This window comes from Dorea sp. 210702-DFI.3.125 (genome assembly GCF_020560945.1).
Classification (GTDB): domain Bacteria; phylum Bacillota; class Clostridia; order Lachnospirales; family Lachnospiraceae; genus Dorea; species Dorea formicigenerans.
The window spans coordinates 32,561-55,292 of the sequence record NZ_JAJCNF010000002.1 but is presented as its reverse complement, the minus strand read 5'-3'; the positions used below and the strand labels follow the sequence as shown (position 1 = coordinate 55,292).

General features: G+C 40.5%; 17 protein-coding genes. 1 reads left to right on the top strand and 16 read right to left on the bottom strand.

Annotated elements, in window-relative coordinates; translation table 11 throughout:
* Positions 1–28: 28 nt before the first annotated feature.
* From smpB to LI164_RS01320, 12 genes are all read right to left on the bottom strand, one after another.
* Positions 29–496, bottom strand: a complete 468-nt coding sequence (smpB, locus tag LI164_RS01375) for an SsrA-binding protein SmpB (protein WP_005334535.1) — start codon at positions 494–496, stop codon at positions 29–31.
* The gene (rnr, locus tag LI164_RS01370; RefSeq protein ID WP_227086635.1) at positions 477–2,645 is read right to left on the bottom strand and encodes a ribonuclease R; all 2,169 of its coding nucleotides are present in this window, start codon (positions 2,643–2,645) and stop codon (positions 477–479) included. The genes smpB and rnr overlap by 20 nt, the downstream gene beginning before the upstream one ends.
* A 55-nt stretch (positions 2,646–2,700) precedes the next feature.
* Positions 2,701–2,943, bottom strand: a complete 243-nt coding sequence (secG, locus tag LI164_RS01365) for a preprotein translocase subunit SecG (protein WP_005336987.1) — start codon at positions 2,941–2,943, stop codon at positions 2,701–2,703.
* 65 nt (positions 2,944–3,008) lie between these two features.
* A complete protein-coding gene (gene eno, locus LI164_RS01360) occupies positions 3,009–4,307 on the bottom strand; it encodes a phosphopyruvate hydratase (protein ID WP_005334541.1) in 1,299 nt (432 codons plus the stop codon).
* 91 nt (positions 4,308–4,398) lie between these two features.
* Positions 4,399–6,072, bottom strand: coding sequence for an AAA family ATPase (locus LI164_RS01355; protein ID WP_005334543.1), 1,674 nt, complete (start codon positions 6,070–6,072; stop codon positions 4,399–4,401).
* A 144-nt stretch (positions 6,073–6,216) separates the two neighbouring features.
* Complete coding sequence (glmM, locus tag LI164_RS01350) at positions 6,217–7,563, bottom strand: phosphoglucosamine mutase (RefSeq protein WP_029730756.1); 1,347 nt, start codon at positions 7,561–7,563, stop codon at positions 6,217–6,219.
* A gap of 186 nt (positions 7,564–7,749) precedes the next feature.
* Positions 7,750–9,189, bottom strand: a complete 1,440-nt coding sequence (locus tag LI164_RS01345; protein WP_117495123.1) for an NAD(P)/FAD-dependent oxidoreductase — start codon at positions 9,187–9,189, stop codon at positions 7,750–7,752.
* Between the two features lie 65 nt (positions 9,190–9,254).
* Complete coding sequence (locus tag LI164_RS01340; RefSeq protein ID WP_005334553.1) at positions 9,255–9,839, bottom strand: TetR/AcrR family transcriptional regulator C-terminal domain-containing protein; 585 nt, start codon at positions 9,837–9,839, stop codon at positions 9,255–9,257.
* A 131-nt stretch (positions 9,840–9,970) separates the two neighbouring features.
* Positions 9,971–11,368, bottom strand: a complete 1,398-nt coding sequence (locus LI164_RS01335) for a radical SAM protein (protein ID WP_227086634.1) — start codon at positions 11,366–11,368, stop codon at positions 9,971–9,973.
* Positions 11,369–11,431: 63 nt separating this feature from the next.
* On the bottom strand, positions 11,432–12,025 hold the full coding sequence (locus LI164_RS01330) for a manganese efflux pump (protein WP_005336938.1): 594 nt from the start codon (positions 12,023–12,025) through the stop codon (positions 11,432–11,434).
* Positions 12,026–12,358: 333 nt separating this feature from the next.
* Complete coding sequence (locus LI164_RS01325; protein ID WP_005334560.1) at positions 12,359–13,537, bottom strand: phosphoribosylaminoimidazolecarboxamide formyltransferase; 1,179 nt, start codon at positions 13,535–13,537, stop codon at positions 12,359–12,361.
* Between the two features lie 10 nt (positions 13,538–13,547).
* Entirely contained in the window at positions 13,548–14,261 is a 714-nt protein-coding gene (locus LI164_RS01320; RefSeq protein WP_005334561.1) for an IMP cyclohydrolase, read from the bottom strand.
* A gap of 219 nt (positions 14,262–14,480) precedes the next feature.
* On the opposite strand from LI164_RS01320, the gene LI164_RS01315 reads away from it, so the two are divergent.
* Positions 14,481–15,569, top strand: coding sequence for a hypothetical protein (locus tag LI164_RS01315; RefSeq protein ID WP_227086633.1), 1,089 nt, complete (start codon positions 14,481–14,483; stop codon positions 15,567–15,569).
* A gap of 92 nt (positions 15,570–15,661) precedes the next feature.
* Here the strand turns inward: LI164_RS01315 and htpG are convergent, their stop codons facing one another.
* The 4 genes from htpG to arsS form a co-directional block, all read right to left on the bottom strand.
* Positions 15,662–17,716, bottom strand: coding sequence for a molecular chaperone HtpG (gene htpG / locus LI164_RS01310; protein WP_173793594.1), 2,055 nt, complete (start codon positions 17,714–17,716; stop codon positions 15,662–15,664).
* A 427-nt stretch (positions 17,717–18,143) separates the two neighbouring features.
* Positions 18,144–20,030 (bottom strand): hypothetical protein, encoded by a 1,887-nt coding sequence (locus LI164_RS01305; RefSeq protein ID WP_227086632.1) that lies wholly within the window; start codon positions 20,028–20,030, stop codon positions 18,144–18,146.
* Positions 20,015–21,526: a hypothetical protein gene (locus LI164_RS01300; protein ID WP_227086631.1), complete on the bottom strand. Its 1,512-nt coding sequence runs from the start codon at positions 21,524–21,526 to the stop codon at positions 20,015–20,017. Before LI164_RS01300 ends, LI164_RS01305 begins: the two co-directional genes overlap by 16 nt.
* 225 nt (positions 21,527–21,751) lie before the next feature.
* Positions 21,752–22,714, bottom strand: a complete 963-nt coding sequence (arsS, locus tag LI164_RS01295; RefSeq protein ID WP_117613017.1) for an arsenosugar biosynthesis radical SAM (seleno)protein ArsS — start codon at positions 22,712–22,714, stop codon at positions 21,752–21,754.
* Positions 22,715–22,732 lie beyond the last annotated feature (18 nt).

Here is a 22,732-nt window from a genome sequence, read left to right as displayed (position 1 = left end):
CTACATTTATTGCACATTTTCTTTCATCTTAGCCCAAATTGCGGATTTTAAAGTCACGGCTTGCTTCTCTCTGCTGGTCTTTTTTGGCAATATCCTGTCTCTTGTCATACAGTTTCTTACCTTTTGCCAGACCAATCTCCACTTTTACAAGGCTTCCCTTAAAATATACCTTTAATGGTACGATTGCCATTCCTTTTTCTTTTGTCTTGCCGATCAGTTTATTGATCTCCGTTTTGTGCAGCATCAGTTTCTTCACACGAAGAGGATCTTTATTAAAGATATTTCCTTTTTCATATGGACTGATATGCATACCATAGATAAATACTTCCCCATTTTCAATGCGGATAAAAGACTCCTTGATGCTGCATTTTCCCATACGAAGTGACTTCACTTCGGTTCCATGAAGCACAATCCCGGCCTCGTAAGTATCCAGTATAAAATAATCATGATATGCCTTTTTGTTATTAGCAATCATCTTACCATTCGTCTTCGCCATTTTCTTCGTCCCTCTCCTTCGCAATTACAAAATCAATGGTACGCATCAACCGGTCTGTATCAGCAACTCTCACACGAACTTCCTGTCCAAGCTTGTAGACTTTTCCGGTGCGTTCGCCCACCATCTCATAACGGCTTTCATCGTAATTATAATGATCATCACGCATATTGGCAACATGAATCAGACCCTCGATCGTATTCGGAAGTTCCACATACATGCCCCATTTCGTCACACTGGAGATTACGCCTGTGTAAACATTTCCAATACGGTCTGACATATATTCTACTTTCTTAAGCTTCACAGTCTCGCGTTCCGCCTCGTCAGCGCGCCGCTCTGTCTCACTGGCATGCTTCGTCACTTCTTCCAATATCTTGCGATAATGTTCCATGCGTTCACCATTCATACGTCCCCGCAGGTTATCTTTGATGATCCGATGAATCTGAAGATCCGGGTAACGACGAATCGGTGATGTAAAATGTGTATAATAATTCGCTGCCAATCCAAAATGTCCGGAGTTCTCCGGCGTATATCTGGCTTGTTTCATAGAACGCAGTGCAAGTCGGCTGATTAATGCTTCCTGCGGTGTTCCTTCTACTTTTCCAAGTAATTTCTGAATCTCTTTCGGACGCACTTCATTGGCCCCGATATGCATAGAGAATCCAAAATTATTAATAAATGTTGCCAGCGCCCGGATTTTTTCATCATCTGGAGCCTCATGTACTCTGTATACAAAAGGCATCTCCTGCCAATAATAATCTTCTGCAACAGTCTCATTTGCCAGAAGCATAAAGTCCTCGATAATCTTTGTCGCAACATTTCGGTCATAAGGTTTGATATCGATTGGATGACCATTCTCATCAAGAATCATTTTCGTTTCCGGAAAATCGAAATCAATGGAACCTCTCTGTTTTCTTCGGGCTCTCAGAATCTTTGACAGTTCCAGCATACGCTGGAACATCGGCACCAGTTCCTCGTATTCCTGCATTTCTGCCAGATCCTCGTCTTCCAGAATCTTCGCCACACTTGTATAACTCATACGGCGGTCCACATGGATAACCGTCTCTGCAATCTCATGGTCAATGACCATTCCTTTCGGGTCTACTGTCATAATACAGCTAAGCGCCAGACGGTCTTCTCCGGCATTTAACGAACAGATTCCGTTAGACAATGTATGTGGCAGCATCGGAATAACACGGTCTGCCAGATATACACTTGTTCCACGCTTCAGCGCTTCCCGATCCAGCGCACTATTCTCTTGTACATAGTTCGTAACATCCGCAATATGCACACCAAGAATATAATTTTCACCATCTTTCACAACAGACACGGCATCATCAAGATCCTTCGCATCCTCGCCATCAATGGTGACCATCTGCCAGTCACGGATGTCTTTTCTTCCCTGCATGTCTGCCTCACTGACCGGCTTTGATACACGCTCTGCCTGATTCAGCACCTTCTCTGGGAATTCTACCGGAAGATCATATCCTTTTATAATAGACATAATATCTGTTCCCGGATCATTGACATGACCGATAATCTCTACAATCCTTCCTTCCGGACTTCTGCCTTTCTCACCGTAAGAAGTCAGTTCAACTACAACTTTATGCCCGTCTACAGCCTCTTTTGACTTACCCTCTGGAATAAAAATGTCCTGAAGAATTCTCTGGTTATCCGGAATGACAAAGCCATAACTCTTGTTGCCCTTCTTCTGATAAAGACCGACAACTGTTGTAAGACCACGCTCCACAATCTTTACAATCTTACCTTCCCGGCGCTTTCCACCACGGTCAGAAGCTTTTGTAATAATCACTTCTACCGTATCACCATCCAGCGCTCCGCCGGCATCATCCTCCCCGATAAAAATATCCTGATCCTCCTCAGGAATGATAACAAAACCAAACCCTCTCTGATTCGCACGGTAAGTTCCCTGAAGACGCTTCGCCTCACCTTTACAGTACTTCCCACGCTTACTGAGACAGATCTTACCTTCCTCTTCCAATGATTCCAGCACCTGACGAAGCTCATCCCGCTGCTCCTTATTCACCTGCAGGACCATAGCCATCTCTTTGAACTTCATTGGCACATACATATCATCACAGATAAAATCATATATAATTTTCTTTCTTTTCTCAAATGTCTTATCGCTCATCGCTCCTCCACTGTCAAAAAAAGCACTCCTATACAGGAGTGCTTTTCCTCTTCTCTTAAGCAAATACTTTCAAATTCAACACTGCTGCCAGTACAACAAACAGAATCGCAAGGAACTTTGTAGACTTTACAAGTGCTCCTTCCATTGAACGACCTTTGTTCTGACCCCAATAAGTATCAGCAATTCCGCTGATAGCTCCAAGTCCTGCAGACTTACCTTCCTGCATCAGTACAATGGCTGTCAATGCGATACAATCTATTGCAAATAAAATCATAAGAACAATTTTTAAAATATCCATTACACACACCTCCTGTAGATAAACCATATTTAGTTTAGCACAGTAAGGTTGATTTCGCAAGCACTTTATTTGAATGGATTCTGATATTCTGCCACATCTCCGAGCCGTTCTTCTATCCGTAGAAGCTGGTTGTATTTCTCTACCCGTTCGCTTCTACATGGCGCTCCGGTCTTAATCTGACCTGCCCCTACTGCTACTGCAAGATCTGCTATCAAGGTATCTGCTGTTTCCCCGGAACGGTGTGATACAATCGTTCTGTAACCGGCTTTCTGCGCCATCTCTACCGTATCCAGTGCCTCTGTCAGTGTTCCAATCTGATTCACTTTTATGAGAATTGCATTGGCAACTTCTTTTTCGATTCCTTTTTTTAATCTCTTTGTGTTTGTCACAAACAGATCATCTCCAACAAGCTGTGTGTGCAATCCCAATCTTGTTGTCAGAAGCTCCCATCCATCCCAGTCTTCTTCGTCCAGTGGATCTTCAATCGATACAATTGGAAACTGTTCAATTAACCCTTCATAATAATCGATCAGTTCTTCTGATGACCGAATGACTTTGTAATCTTTTGTCTTACTTTCCCCTTCGAACACATATTTCTTAAAGCTTCTATCATAAAGTTCTGTTGCCGCCACATCAAGTGCTAATGACACTTCCGTACCTGCCTTATATCCGGCTTCTTCCGTTGCACGCACGATATAGGCAAGTGCTGCCTGGGCATCCGGAAGGTTCGGGGCAAATCCACCTTCATCCCCAACAGCGGTGGATAATTCTTCTTTTTTCAACAATTTTTTCAGAGAATGATAGATTTCTGCACACATACGAAGTCCTTCTTTAAAGTTTTTCGCTCCTACCGGCATAATCATAAATTCCTGAATATCAATGGTGTTGTCGGCATGTCTGCCACCGTTCATAATATTCATCATCGGAACCGGCATACGCTTTGCATTTGCCCCGCCAAGATAGGAATAGAGTGGAAGTCCTATCGCAGTCGCCGCCGCCCTTGCTGTTGCCATAGAAACGCCTAACATAGCATTGGCTCCCAAGTTTGATTTATCCCCTGTACCATCTAAACCTATAAGAAATGTATCTAAAGCTGCCTGGTCAAATACGTTCATTCCGATAATACCAGGTGCAATCTTTGCATTCACATGATCTACCGCCCGTTCCACACCAAGCCCGGCGTATCTTTTTTCCCCGTCACGTAATTCCAATGCTTCAAACTGACCTGTGGAAGCGCCCGACGGTACACTTGCCCGTCCGCAAAATTCATCTCCTGCCAGCACTTCCACTTCTATCGTCGGATTCCCGCGGGAATCTAATATTTCTCTTGCGTATACATCTGTAATTGGCAGATATTTATACATACTGATGCCCTCCTTTTCGTAGAGATAGTATGCGCCAAATCTGCCAAATCATACTAAAAGCCCCGGCACAACACCGGGACTTGAATTATCTTTATTTTCTTTTTACAAAGCATCTTTTCTTGAAAAATGAAATTCCATAGCACAAGATTTCATCATAATCATCTTCATATTCTGACGCATACATTTTTTTATTAATCTGCTCGATTGCCCGGTTGCAATCCCGCTCCATTTCTTCACGACTTTTTGAATACTTTGCTTCAAATATTGCAACTCTGGCATTCATTGAATCATAGACCACAACATCACTGCGTCCTTCGCCGTGCTCTTTATTCGATTCCACCATATAACCGGCTCCGGCAAATATGCCTGCGAGAAATGCATGATAAAAATCTTCTCTGTAATCATGATAACTGATTGTCTTTCGGAGAAGTTTGCTCATTTCCAGAGTGATTTCTTCACTATCTCCTTCCCACACTGCATCAAACAGATGTTTTCTATCCCAGATTTTTGCACTGTCCTCAAACCATCTTTTTATGGTCGTCTCAAATATCTCCCTGATTTCTACATTTGGAATCTTGAGTGCGTATGTTTCTTCTGGCAATGTACCGCTGTATTCATCATCTTTTGCTTTTGTCAGATATCCAGTCAGATATAAAAGACTCCAAAGATTCTCCTCTGATGAGTTCAAATAATCATATGTGATTCCTTCATCCACCTTCTGAACAATACTTCCACCGCCAAGAAGTGTTTCAAACTTTTCTGTGATATTGCTTCCTGCATGATCAATAAATGATCGGATTACTGCATTATCACTTGTATTCTTCCAGTAACTTGCCGGTTTTGCATCCGGATTATGTTGAAGCTCCTGAAAATAATTCATTACATCCCATGGACAATATACATCACATTCGCCAAAATGATAACCGTCATACCATTCTTTCACCTGTCCGGCATATTCTGTAACTCCTGCATCGCTTAAGATTTTATCAACGTCTTTCTGCGTAAATCCGAAATATTCATCCAATCTTGCATCTGTAATTGTATCCAGAACAAAGTTATTTGTTCCTGTAAAAATGCTTTCTTTGGAGATTCGAAGGCAGCCAGTCACAATTGAAAAACAAAGTGCTGCATTATCTTTTAGTGCGGTCGTCATCATCGCTTTGATAACTTCCAGCATCTGTTCATAATACCCATGACTGCTTGCTTTTGCCAAAGGAACATCATACTCATCTAATAAAAGAATTGCCTGTTTCCCATAATATTTGTTCATGAGCTGAAGGAGCAGCTGTAATGACCTTGTCACTTCCACTTCTCCTGCTGCCTGTTTTCTTATTCTCTCATATATCTGCCGCTCATTGTCGCTTATATGTTCGCCATCTAAAAGATATGCATATTCTTCATATAATCGTCCAATTTCATATTTCAATTGTCCATAAGCACTGTCAAAACTTAAACCATCTACATTTTTAAATGTGAGAAATACAGTCGGCCGCTGGTTCTGCCATGCATGACACAATTTCTCATGATTGGAAATTTCCAACCCTTGAAATATTTTTCTGCTGTCTTTTTCTATATCAAAAAATTCAGCCAGCATACTCATTCCAAGTGTCTTTCCAAAACGTCTCGGACGTGTAATCAGTGTCACTTCTGTTCCAGGGTTCTTCAATACTTCACAGATCAGTCCCGTTTTATCGATATAATAGTATTCATTTTCTCGTATCTTCGAAAAATCTGATATTCCGACCGGGAAATCTATTTTTTTCATACCGCTCCCCCTCTCTTTATGACCTGATTTATTTTTCCTCCTGAGTCTTACTGCAAATTTATTTCTTTAAATCGCTCACACTTCATTTTGTTGGCATAAATCCATTGTCCTGCAAATCATGTATGCCCTGCCGAAAAATATGTTTTACTCTACTGCCAATCCTTCTGCTTTCATAACATCGACTACCTGTGCCACATATTTTGCACACAGTTCATCTGTCGCAGCTTCTACCATGACACGGATTACAGGTTCTGTTCCACTCTCGCGGACAAGGATACGTCCCTCATCGCCAAGTTCTGCTGCTACATTGTCAACTGCCTTTATAACCTCCGGATTCTCGCGTGCTGTCTTCTTATCTGCCACACGGACATTCTGAAGAAGCTGTGGATAGATCTTTACAGGCTCTGCCAATCTGGAAAGGCTCATTTTCTTCTCCAGAATTACTTCCATGATCATAAGTGAAGTCAGGATTCCATCACCTGTTGTTGCATGTTTGCTGAAAATAATATGTCCGGACTGCTCTCCTCCAAGAGAAAAGTTATTCTTGCACATATTTTCATAGACATATTTATCTCCGACTGCTGTCTTTTCATACTTCATGCCAATCTTGTCACATGCTTTATAAAGTCCCAGGTTTGACATTACAGTTGTAACGATGGTGTCACCATTCAGGCGTCCATTCTCCATGAGATATTTTCCGCAAACATAAAGGATCAAATCTCCGTCGATCACATTTCCTTTCTCATCGACAGCAATGCATCTGTCAGCATCTCCGTCATAAGCGAATCCTACATCCAGATGATTCTCTTTTACATACTGCTGCAGGACTTCAATGTGAGTAGATCCACAATTGGTATTGATGTTCGTTCCGTCCGGCTCACAGTTGATTACATAAGTCTTTGCTCCAAGTGCATCATAGACACTCTTGGCAATCATAAACGCACTACCGTTAGAACAGTCAAGTCCGATTTTCATATCCTCAAATGATCTTGTTGCAAGTGAAATCAGATATCCGATGTAACGGTTTCTTCCTGCTGCGTAATCAACGGTACGACCAATATCTTCTTTTTTTGCCAACGGCAGTTCGTCAATCTCTCCATCGATATATGCTTCAATCTTAGCTTCTACCTCTGCCTCCAGCTTGTGTCCTTTTCCATTGATCACTTTAATTCCGTTATCATAGAATGGATTATGGCTTGCAGAAATCATAATTCCACAGTCAAAGTTTTCTGTTCTTGTCACATAAGAAACACTCGGTGTTGTTGTTACGTGAAGAAGATATGCATTCGCTCCTGATGCAGTCAGTCCGGCAACGAGCGCGTACTCAAACATATAGCTGCTACGTCTTGTATCTTTTCCGATTACAACCTTTGCTTTGTGATCCTGTCCGTAATACCAGCCAAGAAAACGTCCCACTTTAAATGCGTGCTCTACTGTTAAAACTACATTTGCCTCTCCACGAAAACCGTCTGTTCCAAAATATTTACCCATTTTTCTTATCTCCCAATTACTTTTTAATCTTATCTGTCTAAATTGGAAATTCATAATCTGTATATATTTTCTCATAAATGAACAGATTTTTTGAACTTCTTTGGTTCAGACAAATACAGTATCTTTTCTTATTATACTGTTTTATTCTTTATTCGACAACCTTTTGGTATATTTTCCTGCTTTACCTTATACGTTCATCTTTTTGCAGATTTCCCTTGCCACGCAGATACCATTTGCAGATGCCTGCTGAAGTCCTCTTGTGATAGATGCTCCGTCTCCCATGACGCGCAGATTCTTGATATTTGTCTCAAATTTATCGTTCACTACGACTTTATTCGAATAAAATTTTACTTCCACGCCGTAAAGCAAAGTCTCATCCGATGCAATTCCGGGTGTTACTTTATCGAGTGCCTTAATCATCTCATCTATCGCGACCATGATACGATGCGGGAATACCAGTGATAAATCTCCAGGCACAGCATCTTTCAATGTCGGTGTAATATTGTTTCTCTGTAATCTTTCTGCAGTTGTTCTTCGTCCTCTTCTGAAATCACCATAACGCTGAAGCAAAATTTTGCCGTCGCTTAACATATTTCCAAGCTGGGCTATATGCTTACCATATTCGATTGGTGACTTAAAAGGCTCCGTAAAATTCTTAGATACAAGGAGTGCAAAATTCGTATTCTTTGTCTTCATGTCTTTTGACTTATAAGCATGACCATTGACAACTGCAAGTCCGTTATCATAGTACTCTGTTGCCACTTCTCCGGAAGGGTTCGTGCAGAATACGCGTACCTTATCATCAAATGTTGGTGTATAGTATACAAGTTTTGCCTCGTAAAGCTTCTCATTGAGTTCCTTCATGATCTCATCGCGGACTTCTACCCGGACACCTACATCAACAGTACCATTCTGTGTTTTAATACCATGATTTTTACAGATTCCTTCAAACCAGCTTGAGCCTTCTCGTCCGATACCTGATACGATCTCATCCGCATAGTAAGTTTCCTCTTTGTCTGTGACGACCCCCTTTGCCACACCATCCTCAATTATGATATCCTGTACCATAGTCATGAACTTGATCTCTACACCTGAAGCCAGCAAATGTTCCTGCAGTCTTGTGTAAATCTTATATCCTTCCTCAGTTCCAAGATGGCGAATCGGACATTCGATCAGTTTGAGATTGGCACGAATTGCTTTCGCCCGGATCCTCTCGATAGCTTCGTAATCGTCAATTCCATAGACCTTCTCATCTGCCCCGAATTTCAGATAAATATTGTCTGCTTCTTTGATCAGTTCTTCCGCCTTCTCATAGCCAAGGATCTCCGGCAAAGTTCCCCCTACATCTGGTGACAGAGATAGCTTTCCATCGGAAAATGCGCCTGCTCCCGCAAATCCTGTTGTGATAGAGCATGGCTTACAACCTACACAGACCTTTGTCGTGCGCTTCGGGCACTGACGCTTCTCGATAGAGCGTCCCTTCTCAATCATTAATACTTTCATATCCGGTTTCTGTCTCATTAATTCATAAGCACAGAAAATACCGGAAGGCCCTGCACCTATAATAATTACGTCATATTTATTCATATATCTTATCCACCTTTCTGTGAATAAAAAGTATAACATTTCCATATAAAAAAGACAAGGTAAGTCCCGAAGCCATACAAGCCTTCCGGCTCATTTTTTCTCCGTTAATTAATTACCTTGTCTATAGTGTCCTGTCCAATAATATCGATCAGTGAATGACTGACTAAAAATTCATAAAACTTTACCGCTTCTTCTGCCGATATCTCATTCCTGTGCTTTGAGATCCAATACTTGATCCCATTGACCAGGGTCATAGCCTCATACTGCAAAAATGTCTCTTTGCTTATAATTTCTCCTTCTTTAATATGTATCGGATTACGCTCCACGACTACATGCACCAGATTACAGATGTTGTGATATAGCATATCTTCAAAGGAATTCTGCCCCTTCACTTCAAAGACCCGTGCATAATATTCTTTATCCGCAGCAATCTTTTTAAATATCATCTCCAATGCAGACCTTGCCATATTCATCTTCACAAGTTCCGTCGCACTGCTAAATACATCTTCCCACAAAAGCCATTCCATTACTTCATATTTATCCCGGAAGTAATTGTAGAATGTCGGGCGTATTACCCCTGCTTCATCCGTGATCATCTTAATCGTAATCTTATCAAAAGATTTCTTCACGACCAATTCTTTGAATTTCTGCCCTAGAAGCGCTTTTGTCATCTCGCCCTTGCGTTCCATGATTATCTCTTCCTCACAACATAATCTGTGAATTATTATAACACAGATTCCGTGTTCTAAACAAGACGGAACCTGTGCCTAAAATATCAGATTCAGTATTTCACCCCTCCATGAAATACCAAGTCCATTGTTTATTTCTGTTTATAATTCTGATAGCCTTTCGCCTCACGCGGATGCTCGCTCCAAAGTTTATCCGCACACTCTGACCAACACTTCGCGTAAGTATGACATTTGCCACACAGATGCTCCACTGTTTCCGGTGACTGAAGATCTGTGGATTTGGCACCTGTCTCATGTACCATCTGTTGCAGCAATTCCGGATTTTCCAGCATCGGACATGGTTTTAAATGATTACAGTTAAATGGCTGATGATCCCGATATGCCATAAAAAGCGGCTGTCTGAGCGCATCTAATAAAGATACTTCTTTTATATTGGCTCCAGAATAATGGATAAATACACACGGTTCCACATCTCCGTTCGGATTAATGTGGCAATAATTTCTTCCCCCTGCAATACAACCGCCTACAAATTCACCATCATTCTGGAAGTCCATAGCAAAAATAGGTTTTCCACCGTTCGTGGAACGAATCTTACGAACTCTGTGATACATATATTCTCTCTGCTCTTTTGTCGGTAAAAGTCCCACTGCCGCATCATTTCCTACCGGCATATAATGGAAATACCATGTAAATCTACATCCTTTTTCAATGATCATATCCAGGAACTCATCGGACGTAACTGTCTCAATGTTCTTACTTGTATAACAGATAGATGTTCCAAAAATCTGACCGGAAGCCTTCAGCAGATCCATAGCATGCAATACTTTTTCATACACACCCGCGCCTCTTCTGAGATCATTAACTTCCTCAAATCCTTCCAGACTGATAGAAAGAGACAGATTGCCGACTTCTTTCATCTGCTCACAAAATGCTTCATCAACCAGTGTTCCATTCGTAAATGCATGGAATGCGCAATCATTATGTTTCTTACACAACTTTATAATGTCATCTTTTCTGACAAGCGGTTCTCCGCCAGTATACATATAGAAGTAAATTCCAAGCTCTTTTCCCTGTGTAATAACACTGTCCAGGTCATTGTATGTAAGATTCAGCCGATTTCCATATTCTGCCGCCCAGCAGCCGGTACAGTGCAGATTACAGGCACTGGTCGGATCCATAAGAATCAGCCACGGGATATTACAGTCATATTTCTTACGCATTTCACGGATTGTCTTTGTTCCGTAAAATGCCGCCTCATATCCCAGATTCAATGCAGTCTGACGAATGACATATGGATCCAATTCATCAATCATGTGGTTGACATATTTTACCCATTTATTATCTGGATCTTGAATCATCTTACGTGCAGCCTCATAATTTTCTTTTTGGAAATTGTCTCCCATATATTTTTCTGTCAGATCTACTAGTTCCAAAAGACCTTTTTCACGATCTTTCTTCACATGTTTTAACACTGCATCAATCGCAGTTCCATACGCTGCTCTGGCAGCCTTATGTGTCAATGTACCCATATCACATTTCCTCCTCGTATATCTTATTTTTTCAATATTTGAGCTGATTATCAACATTGCACATCAATACATGCAATATTGAATCACTACATCTACTCCTGCAATCAGGAACAATGCGCCACCTGCAAGATATGCTTGACTATTATGCACTGTACCAAGCCTATATCCTACATAAACACCACCAATTACACTCAGTACTGTAATTGGGAAAATCGTCAGTGACTGGTGGATCATTTGCGCTTCCAGAAACCCCATTCCAATTCCCGCAAGAAATGCATCTACACTTGTAATAAGTGCCAAAAATGTCGTTTTCTTCCAGTCAATTTCATCATTGCGCTGTTCAAGAATGTTTCGCTTCTTAAGTCCCTTCCAGATCATATATATGCCTAATCCTATAAATATCAGAACTGTCACTGCCTCCCAGTGATCTGCAATTCGTGAACTTGAATTTGAAGAATCCCGGAATATCGGCAACAGAGTAAGCAGATTTCCTACAATCAGACACCCCCATTGAACACCTCCGAAAAGCAGGCATAAACCAAATAGATTTTTCTTATTAATCTTTGAAAATCCAGCCCCCATATAAGCCATCGCTACAAATACATCTAAAGACAATCCTGCTGAGATTATTACAATCTCAAGAACAGACATAACCATCACCTGCCTTGTACTCTTAATTATGATGTGATGAACAAAACCTTTCACTTCTCATGCATTTGCTCACAAATAAGTAAAAAAGTTTTGTTCCGTCCCTTGACATCATTGTATTAAAACATGAAAAAGAAAGGAATGTACAAAAGGTGGGAAACGTTATCCAAATGCTACATTTATAAAAATATGTCGCATACATTCTCACTCTCTGATAGAAAATGTTTTTTCTCCGAAAGATTATTTCATCTGCCATAAGATTACAATATAGAAAAGAACACCTTCCAAAAAATCTGCATTTTTCAGAAAGTGTTCTTCTTAATTATTCTATGTTCTTTTTTCTTAGTGATGGAACAGACGAATACCTGTGAATGACATCACCATGTTATATTTGTTACATGTATCGATAACATTGTCATCTCTTACAGAACCACCAGGCTGTGCAATATATGTAACACCACTCTTGTGTGCTCTTTCAATGTTGTCTCCAAATGGGAAGAAGGCGTCAGATCCAAGAGCGACACCTGTCAGTTTGTCCAGCCATTCTCTCTTGGCCTCTCTTGTAAATACTTCCGGCTTTTCTTTGAAAATATTTGGCCATGCGTCATCTGAAAGCACATCCATATAATCCTCACCGATATAAAGATCAATTGCATTGTCTCTGTCAGCACGACGGATATGATCTACAAATGGAAGATTCATAACCTGTGGAGATTGTCTTAACCACCAGTTATCAGCTTTCTGTCCGGCAAGTCTTGTACAATGAATCCTAGACTGCTGTCCGGCACCAATTCCGATTGCCTGTCCATCTTTTACGAAGCATACAGAATTGGACTGTGTATATTTCAAAGTAATCATGGAAATTGCAAGATCAATTTTAGCCTGATCTGTCAGTTCTTTATTCTCTGTAACAATGTTGGAGAAGAAATCATTGTCAATCTTTAATTCATTTCTTCCCTGCTCAAATGTAATTCCAAATACTTCTTTATGTTCAATCGGATCTGGTACATAATCCGGATCGATCTGAATAACATTGTAATTACCTTTTTTCTTCTCCTTCAGAATCTCAAGCGCTTCCGGCTCATATCCAGGAGCGATCACGCCGTCAGATACTTCTCTCTTGATAAGTTTTGCTGTATCGACGTCACAGACATCAGAAAGTGAAATAAAATCACCAAAAGATGACATACGGTCTGCACCTCTTGCTCTTGCGTAGGCGCTTGCAAGCGGTGACAGTTCACCAAGATCATCTACCCAGTAAATCTTAGCCAATGTCTCATCAAGCGGAAGTCCCACTGCAGCTCCTGCAGGTGATACATGCTTAAATGATGTTGCAGCCGGAAGTCCTGTAGCTTTCTTAAGCTCGCTGACCAACTGCCATCCGTTAAATGCATCCAGGAAATTGATATATCCCGGTCTGCCGTTCAATACCTGAATCGGAAGATCCTTTCCATTCTTCATATAAATCTTGGATGGTTTCTGATTCGGGTTACATCCATATTTTAGTTCCAGTTCTTTCATGATATTCCTCCTACTGATTCTTATTTATGATCTTTGTCTCATAAGTTCCGGTTGCAATATCAATATAACGCACAAAAAGTGAAACTTTATTGTCTGCATTCAGACTGTTCCATACAAGATCTGTAAATGCTTCCATATCATCCGGAATGCTGACAAGCTTTGGCTCCCCTTCAAAACTTGGAAGTGGATTACCATCACACTTGTATGTATGGATAAAATGTCCCTCTCCTGCTGCTGGATTCTCATATGCAAAGGTATAGCGGTGTGAACTCTCCGGATTACCATTGTTGCTCTTTAAAATAGACATTGCATAGTTGTATGTTCCATTCTCAATATGCATGATTCCGGAAATACGAGGAGTATAATTCGGTCCGTCCGGCTCAAATGTACGACTTCTCAGTGACTGTTCAAAAGTGAGCTGCTTGTCCATGCCTTCATAAACCGTGTCTGTCTGGTCACCATTCGTCACAATGGTCTTATTACCAAGCACACGCACCGGTGCATAAATGATCAGACTTGGATCTGTAAGCTTTGACGGATCAAATGCCTGTGTACGGATTCCTTCTCCATCTTCTACGAACACGCGGTTTCTGCTGTTCTCACTTCTTCCCATAATAAAATATGCGGTCACAGCCTTCGTACCGTCCGCACTTCTACCAATAATAATTCCACGTCCCGGGTAGGAATTACTCTGTAATTCTTTTTCAAGATTCAACATTTCCATGAATATTCTCCTCCACAAGTATTCTAGTAACTGATCAAATCACATAATTAACAGATTATATCCTCATATGATCACCAATTACTACGCGCTATGCGCTCTTACAACTATTATATAAAAAATAATGATGTTTTTCCAGTCTTATTTGTGGTATATTATAAATAACTATTTAACCATTTTCATACATGGTTTTATATTTATCTGAATACGGAGGAAGAAACTATGAAAAAAAAGCATTTATGCCTTGTGTTAACGCTTATCTTTGCGTTGTTACTTGGCGGATGTGCCAGCGGTGAGACCGCAGACAAGTATGTAGGAGATCTGATCACTTCTATCAAAAAAGAGGATCCGTCTTCTTTATCTTCTTTTCTGGAACAGGGAATTTCAGATGAGAACGAAACGTATGTACTTCAGTTTCCGGACGAGCTAAAAGATTCTTATCTTAAGTTCCTTCAGGCATCATTTAATGCCGTAGAATTTGAGATAAATGGTGCTAAAAAAATTGACGATGAACGTTATTCTGTGCAACTTACTTTTACTCCACTGGATATTGAAGCAACTACAAAAGACACTTGCGAAAAATATAGTCCGGCCATCTCTTCTACAGATTTGAATACTGAGATGACAAAGCTTCTCGAAAAAGCAACGGAAGCTGTAAAAAGCTCTCCTTCTTACGAAGCCTCCACTCAGCTTACACTGGAGGTTAAGAAGTCAAAAGACGGTTACAGCCTTGATGACGAGCAGTTACAGAAATTATTCTCTGCTACTATGGATAACATTATGGCACCATATGACAGTGTATGCGAGATACTGGACGCTCAGGATTATCTCACATCCTGTCTGAATGCACTGTTTAAAAATGATGTAGCCGAATATGCAAAACATACTGGCGAGGACGAGTCTTCTGTCCAGTCTCAATTAGAAAGTTCTATGTACGCTCCACCGGAAGAGCTGAGTGCCTCATACACAGATCGTTATAGCGCTGCGCTGAAAGCAATCTGTAATAACTGTCAGTATTCTGTTGGAACACCAAAGAAACAGGACGGATTATTTAATTACATTATTGATGTAACTGTAACTCCAAACACAAGTTTCCAAAGTGCTATGAACGAACTCGAAACCGGAACTTACTATTCTGAGGAAGAAGTAGATCGTGCTCTTGTAGAATTGATGGAAAAATACGCTGCTGCACCAACTTATGGTGCACAGACAACGGTTACCGTTTCTCTGAACTTCAAAACACTGGCAGCAGCCGGTACCGAAGATTCTGAGATCACTTCATTAATTGATACCATACTTCCAGTAGAATAGAGCATTCAGAATAAAACTGTATAAAAGAACCTGCCCCAAAATTGTGAGGCAGGTTCTTTTATACTTATATCACTATGGATCCAATATTGAATCTATTTTGTCAGAAGCATCATAATATCATTGCTTCTCTGAACAAATGCTGTCATCTCTTCTGGATTTAATGGCTTATGTGCCAGCATAGCCAGATCATACAACTGCTTGCAGATCAAAGATGTATTTTCTCCATCTTCATGTTTCTGTACATACTGTACCAGTGGATGATTTGCGTTCAGGATCAGGGTATTCTCTCCACCCATATCCATTCCCATGGAATCCATTCCATACATCTTCATCATCTCCTGCATACGGCGGCTCTGCTCTGATAATGTCATAATAGAAGCTACATTGCTGTCTTTCAGTTTCTCAACTTTCACATCCAGCTTGTCATTACCAAGCTCTTTGCGGAATGTTGCAGTCAGACTGTCTACAGTCTTCTGGAATGCTTCCTTTTCGTCTTCAGTAACTTCCTCTTTTGCATTATCTGTAACATCTGCATCAATTCTCTGGAACTGAACATTCTGATAGCGCTGCTCAAGCTGTGTAATGAATGGAGAATCAATGTTGTGTTTCAGCACAACTGCATCCTGTCCCTGTGCACGGAACATATTGATATACTGACTCTGCTGAATCTCATCTGTTACATAATAGATAGTTGTCTTCTTCTCTTCTGCATTTTCCTCGGCATTGTCTGGTGCCGCATTTTTATCGAGTTCTTTCAGCTCTCCACCATTTGCTTCTACGCAGTCTTTCAGTGTCAGATATTTTCCGTCGATATCCTTAAAGAGAACTGCATCTTTCATCTTGTCACAGAACTTCTCATCTTTCAGACAGCCAAATTTTATAAATGGACTGATGCTGTCCCAATATTTCTCATAATCTTCACGTTTTGTCTTGCACATACCTGCAAGCTTGTCTGCAACTTTCTTGGAAATGTACTCAGCAATCTTGCCTACAAATCCATCATTCTGAAGAGCGCTACGTGATACATTCAGTGGAAGATCCGGACAATCAATAACTCCCTTTAATACCATCAGGAATTCCGGAATGACTTCCTTAATATTATCTGCAATAAATACCTGGTTATTATACAGCTTGATCGTTCCTTCAATAGAATCATATTCTGTATTAATTCTCGGGAAGTACAGGATACCTTTTAAGTTGAACGGATAATCCATGTTCAGATGGATCCAGAACAACGGCTCTTTATAATCCAGAAATACTTTGCGGTAAAACTCTTTGTAGTCCTCATCACTGCACTCATTCGGATGTTTTGTCCAGAGCGGATGAATATCACTTAAGGATTCCGGACGCTTTTTAATCTTTACTTTATCTTTTGCAGGTGATACTTCTACAACTTCTTTTTCACCATTTTCATTCTCTTTTTCTTCGGTCTTGGCATCTTCATGAATGTGCTCAACAACCTCATCGTCCTCTTTCAGGTCTGCCTCGTCAATTGTCTCATACTCTGGCTCTGCATTTGCCTTTGATAAGAAAATCTCTACCGGCATAAAGGAACAATACTTCTGGATAACTTCTCTTACACGATACTCGTTCGCAAACTCCAGACAATCATCGTTCAGATACAATGTAATCTCAGATCCTACAGTCTGCTTGTCTCCCTCTGTCATCTCGTATTCCGTTCCACCATTACTTACCCAGCGTACCGGTGTTGCTCCGTCTTTGTAAGATAATGTGTCAATATGAACTTCATCTGCAACCATGAATGCAGAATAGAATCCCAGTCCGAAATGACCGATCATATCGTCTTCTGTTGTCTTGTCTTTATATTTTTCAAGGAACTCTGTAGCTCCTGAAAATGCAATCTGAGTAATATATTCTTCAACTTCCTCTGCTGTCATACCAAGACCATTATCAATGAACTTCAAAGTCTTCTCTTCCGGATTCACTTCTACATGAATTGATGCCTTATAATCATCCGGTAACTGATATTCACCCATTACATCCAGTTTTTTCAATTTTGTAATGGCATCACAGCCATTGGAAATCATCTCTCTGACAAAAATGTCATGGTCAGAATATACCCATTTTTTAATAATTGGGAAAATGTTTTCGCTGCTGATTGAAAGACTACCTTTTTTTGCTTCCATTCTAATCACTCCTGTTTCTGATATTTTAAATTTAATCATTTGTGTTTTGATGCCAGGGATAAAATCGAAATCTACATGAACTTACTCATAAGTAAGCAAATACAAAATCTTGAAATCTCCCCGATTAAATCTATGATAATCCCTTGCTTTTTAAAAGTCAATAGAAAATCAGCACTCTTTTTAATCGAGTGCTAACAATTCTGTGAATTTTATTAAGAAATAGTAAACTTCCTTACGTTCATAGTTTGTTCATGTTTATTTTAAAATTCTTTCATCTCTTTAACATTGTTTCTCCACAACTCTTACATATAATAAAATCATCAACAACAGAAGTTCAGTAATACATTTTGAATAAACTTTTTCATAATACGTGCCGGGTGCCGCTTAGCGGTTACCCGGCATCCTCCCTTTTATGAACCTTTATATATTATTCTTCGTCTGTCTGTTCCTCTTTCGCACTGTCTTTTTTGCGTCTACACAATACCACACCGGCCATTATTAATAGTATTGTTATTATACTTCCAATCACAATCCATTTCAACATGGCAAAATAACGGTTTTCTTTTTCTCCTTGCCGATTTTTCTGCTCCTTTTCTGTCTTTCCAGATAATATTTTTTGAATTGGCGCTGCCGCCTTTTCCAATATCGTCTTCTCTGGAACGATTTCAAATGATATATTTTCTTCTGCTTCATTCCCTGCCAGATCCGCTGCTGTCACGCTTACTGCATATTCGCCTGGATTTGTAATCTGAAATGTATACTTCCCGTCTTCTTTTTTTAATGTCTGCCTTTTTCCATTAATCAACACTTCTTCTATCCAGTCTTCTTTTTTTCTGGAATCTACTTGAAAGTTCAGGATTCCTTCATACTGCGCCCCTTCCTCTACCTGATAAAACTGAATCTTCGGAGGTGTGTGATCTATTACGAATTCCGCTCTTGCCACCGCTTCATTTCCTGCGGCATCTATGGCATTTACCTGTAATGTATGACGCCCCTCCGTATCAATCTCTGTCCCAATCGGATATAACCTTCCGTCCATCTGGATCTGATGGACAAATGTCGTAAAGTCCTTGATAAATACATCCACCGGATAATCCCATGAAAACTTTTTCAGATACTTCCCCTGCAGTTCGTCCACCATCTTTATCACTGGATTCTTAGTATCAATCATAAATTGCAGGAAATGTTCTGACTTCTGTTTTGCCTTATCCACAGCCTGTATACTGGTTTTATAGATTCCATCTTCCTGAAATGTCTTTACAAGACTTGCGGATCCGTTCTTTAAACTCCACTTTTCTTCCGAATCTATGACCTCCGTTTTTTTCTCTCCTTCCGGTTTTTCATAATCAATCACTGCCCGACAGCTTTCTAATTTATTTTCATCAGTTGCCTGGTATTCCAAAGTCACGGGCTGACTGGTAATCAAATAATCGGCTGCCCCTGTTAAACTTACTGTCGGTGCCAGACTGTCAATGAATAACTTCTGCGTTTTCTCCGTTTTATTACCTGCCTGATCTGTGACAGTCACTGTTACCGGCACACCTTCTCCACTTTTTGAAGTCTGTGTGATCAAAAACTCTGACTGATTCTCCTTTGATTTTCCAATAATTTTATTTCCAACATAACATGTAACCGTATCAACCTGACTTCCCCATGCACCATCTTCTGATACCACACGAATCCACGCTTCCTTCTGATACCAGGTAGAAAATCCTTCCGGCGCCTCCAAGGTCACTGTCGGACTTTGTGTATCTATCCGTATTTCTATTGTCTCATCATATTCCGGAATCACATTGCCTTCTTCATCTTCCATAAAGACATGTAAAATATTTTTTCCTTCCTCAAATACTTCACCCTCAAGAGAAATCTTGGTTTTCTGCTCTTCTGCTTCTTGTGATACTATGTATTTTATTCTCCCCTGTAACAAAGTATCTTCCCCATGTTTTAATTCGTACACAGTTGTTCCATAGGCGCCATTATGTGTGATCATAACGGACGGCTTTGATAGATAATATCCATTCTTTCCATCAGCCTTGGAGATTTCCAGCTCATATCTCTTAATCTCGGGCTGCTCCGGTTCCTTGTCTTTGTCTTCATCTTCCCCTCCTGGCTTCTCCGGTTCTTTATCCCCTTCTTCTCCTCCTGGCTTCTCTTGTTCCTTGTCTTCTCCATTAGTTCCATCTGAATTTCCCGATTCTGTTGTCTTTTTCATGTTTTTTTCTGCCTCATTCTGCGCATAAATAACTGCCTGCTGTGTATAAATCATTGCCAGGACTAATATCAATAACGCTCCGGTTCTTATCTTCCTACCCATACATTTTCTCCTTCCATGACTATTCCGTATTCCTGTGCCAATTTTTGAAATTCTGTTTCTTCCTTAATTTCCGGAATCTGATTCAAATACTCTTTTACTGTCTGTGCACAGATTTCTCTGGAAATATCTGAATCTGAACACTGCATACGCATATAAAGAATTCTAAGCTGCTTTGAGTCTTTTAATTCTTCCACTCCTTTCCTGCATATTTCAAGTGCCTGATCCTTTAAGCCTTTTTCTCCCTGTATTTTCACAAGCTTCTGATAAATATCTTCTTTCTTCGACTCCTCTTCCCACTCAAGCATATCTGTATACATTTCCAAAGCCATATCCCAGTCTCTTGCCGTTTCAGCCGCAGAAGCCATATAAGAAGTACATTCTTTTACCAGTCTCTCCTCTGGCTTCTCATCCAGAATTTTCTTACCAATTCTTAAGATTGCTTTTGCATGTTCTTCCGATTCCTCCACTGCATAGCCCCGAATCAGACAGCGCTCATAATCCAGCCTTGAATCGTCCGGCATCCACTCCTCGATTTTCCTGAATATGTTCTCTATTTTCTTTTCATTTGCATATTCCTTTTTCTCATTGCTGCTTTCTTTATCTTCTATCCCAGCCACATACCGCACTAATGCAGCCAGATTTTCCGACATCTGATCTTCCCCGGCATCTTCAAATGCCTGAATACTTTTTTCGTAATCTTCCAGCTCCAGAAAATACAACAATCCCATGGATCTCTGCGCTTCTACGAATGCTTCGCGCTCTGACACTTCTGACATATTTAAACTGTCAGAACTTTCCATCTTAAGTTCTGTGTTCTTCTCATCTCCTTTTTTCTGAATGACCCGGACACTTACTGCGGCTACGAATACACAAATACTTATCATTGCCATAACCGTTCTTTTTTTCGTCCATATTCGTCTATCTTTACTTTTCTTCTCTGTTACATTTGGAATTTCTTTTTGAATTTCGGACATCTGCTTAAATGCCCGTTTTGAATGCCCATCCAGGCATCTGGATATTATTTTTTGAAACTTTACCGTCTCCCGTCTGGTTAATTCCGGGATCGGGTCTGTTACTGACAACAGGTACTGAATTGTCCTGCCTAGTCCGTATATATCTAATTCAATGCTGGCAGCCTGATAATAATTGACTTCAGGTGGAAGAAAGTTCTCCCTCACACTTCTTCGATTCATCTGAACCAGCATTTTTTCATTGGATTCCACACTCATATCAAGAAAATGTAGTGTCATATCCTCCGTGACGATCACGCTGTACGGATTCACATACTGGTAACAAGGATTTCCCCGGCACTTATGTATGCACTCCAGTTGATCTGCAAGATCACGGATCCATAAAAATAATTGTTTTTTTGTAAGGTTCGGGTGATATTTCAACCACTGAATAAGTGACTTTCCTTCTACATAATCAGAGCTGATATAACATTTTTGATTATGTTCGATTAGGCGAAGCACCTCGTAACCTTCCCTTTCGCCCATCCGCATTCCTCCCATCTGTATTACTTTTTTGGAATTATCGGTGTGATTTCATATTGTGACAAATTCTGATTCTCTTCGACCTGGCAGAAGTTTTCTCAGATAAATTAGAGTGATTATTATCATACGCGAAAAAAGAGAAAAATGCAAGAAACATTTTGTTGCATTTTCCTCTTTTTATTCATAATTTTTCTTTTTTAAGCAGCCTGCTTAGTCTGTTGCGCCGCCTCAGCTTGAACCGGCTCCTGCTGTACAGGCATAACAGTGTTTATCCATCCGGATTTTCCGGGCTGTATAAGGTTTTCCTATCCAATCAGCTATAGTCTCCTTCGAAAAGATTGGAAGCCCTGCTGCCAGGTTAAAATCACAGTCATACAGCTTTCCGTCATAATCTACCGAAATCTGAAAACGACACATCAAAGCTTCCACCGTTGCCGGGTTGAAAGCATCATACAACTTCTTCATATACCCTGAAAGATTCCCGGATCTTCGGAGAAATGCTCCAAATCGTCCCATTGGATTGTTGTAAAGTGTATACAGGGCATTGAACACAATTCCAAAATCTGCTTCCAAATGCTCTTTATACTCTAGTTCCATAGCGGTCTGATCCGGTGGAAAAAAGGCTCCCGCCGGATTGTACACCATGTTCAGCACCAACTCAGGATTCTTTCCATAACCAAGTGTATTTAATTTCTGTAATACCTGTATTGCCCCGTCAAATGTACCGGTTCCCCGTACTCGATCCATCTGATCTGCCCTATAATAAGGCAGGGAACATACAATTTCTACTTTCTGTCTGGCATAAAATTCAATCAAATGTTCATATTCCGGATTCAACAGAACTGTCAGATTGGTTCGCACGATTACATGACTACAGACTTTGCATGCCTCTGTAACAAGCCATTCAAAATCCGGATTCATCTCCGGCGCTCCACCTGTAATATCAATGGTCTGCACTTGTTGTTCTCTTGCAAATTGAATACAATCTGCCATCACTTCCCGGGACATCACTTCCGTCCGGTTCGGTCCTGCACACACATGACAATGCTTGCACGCCAGATTACAGACACGGCCAATATTCATCTGAAGCACATCCAACCTGTCTGCTGTATTCATCATCTCTGGATCAATCTGTGTCTGAAACACAGGTATCTGATCCAAATCATGAAAATCATTAATTATCTCATCCATAAAAACCTCTTCATATAT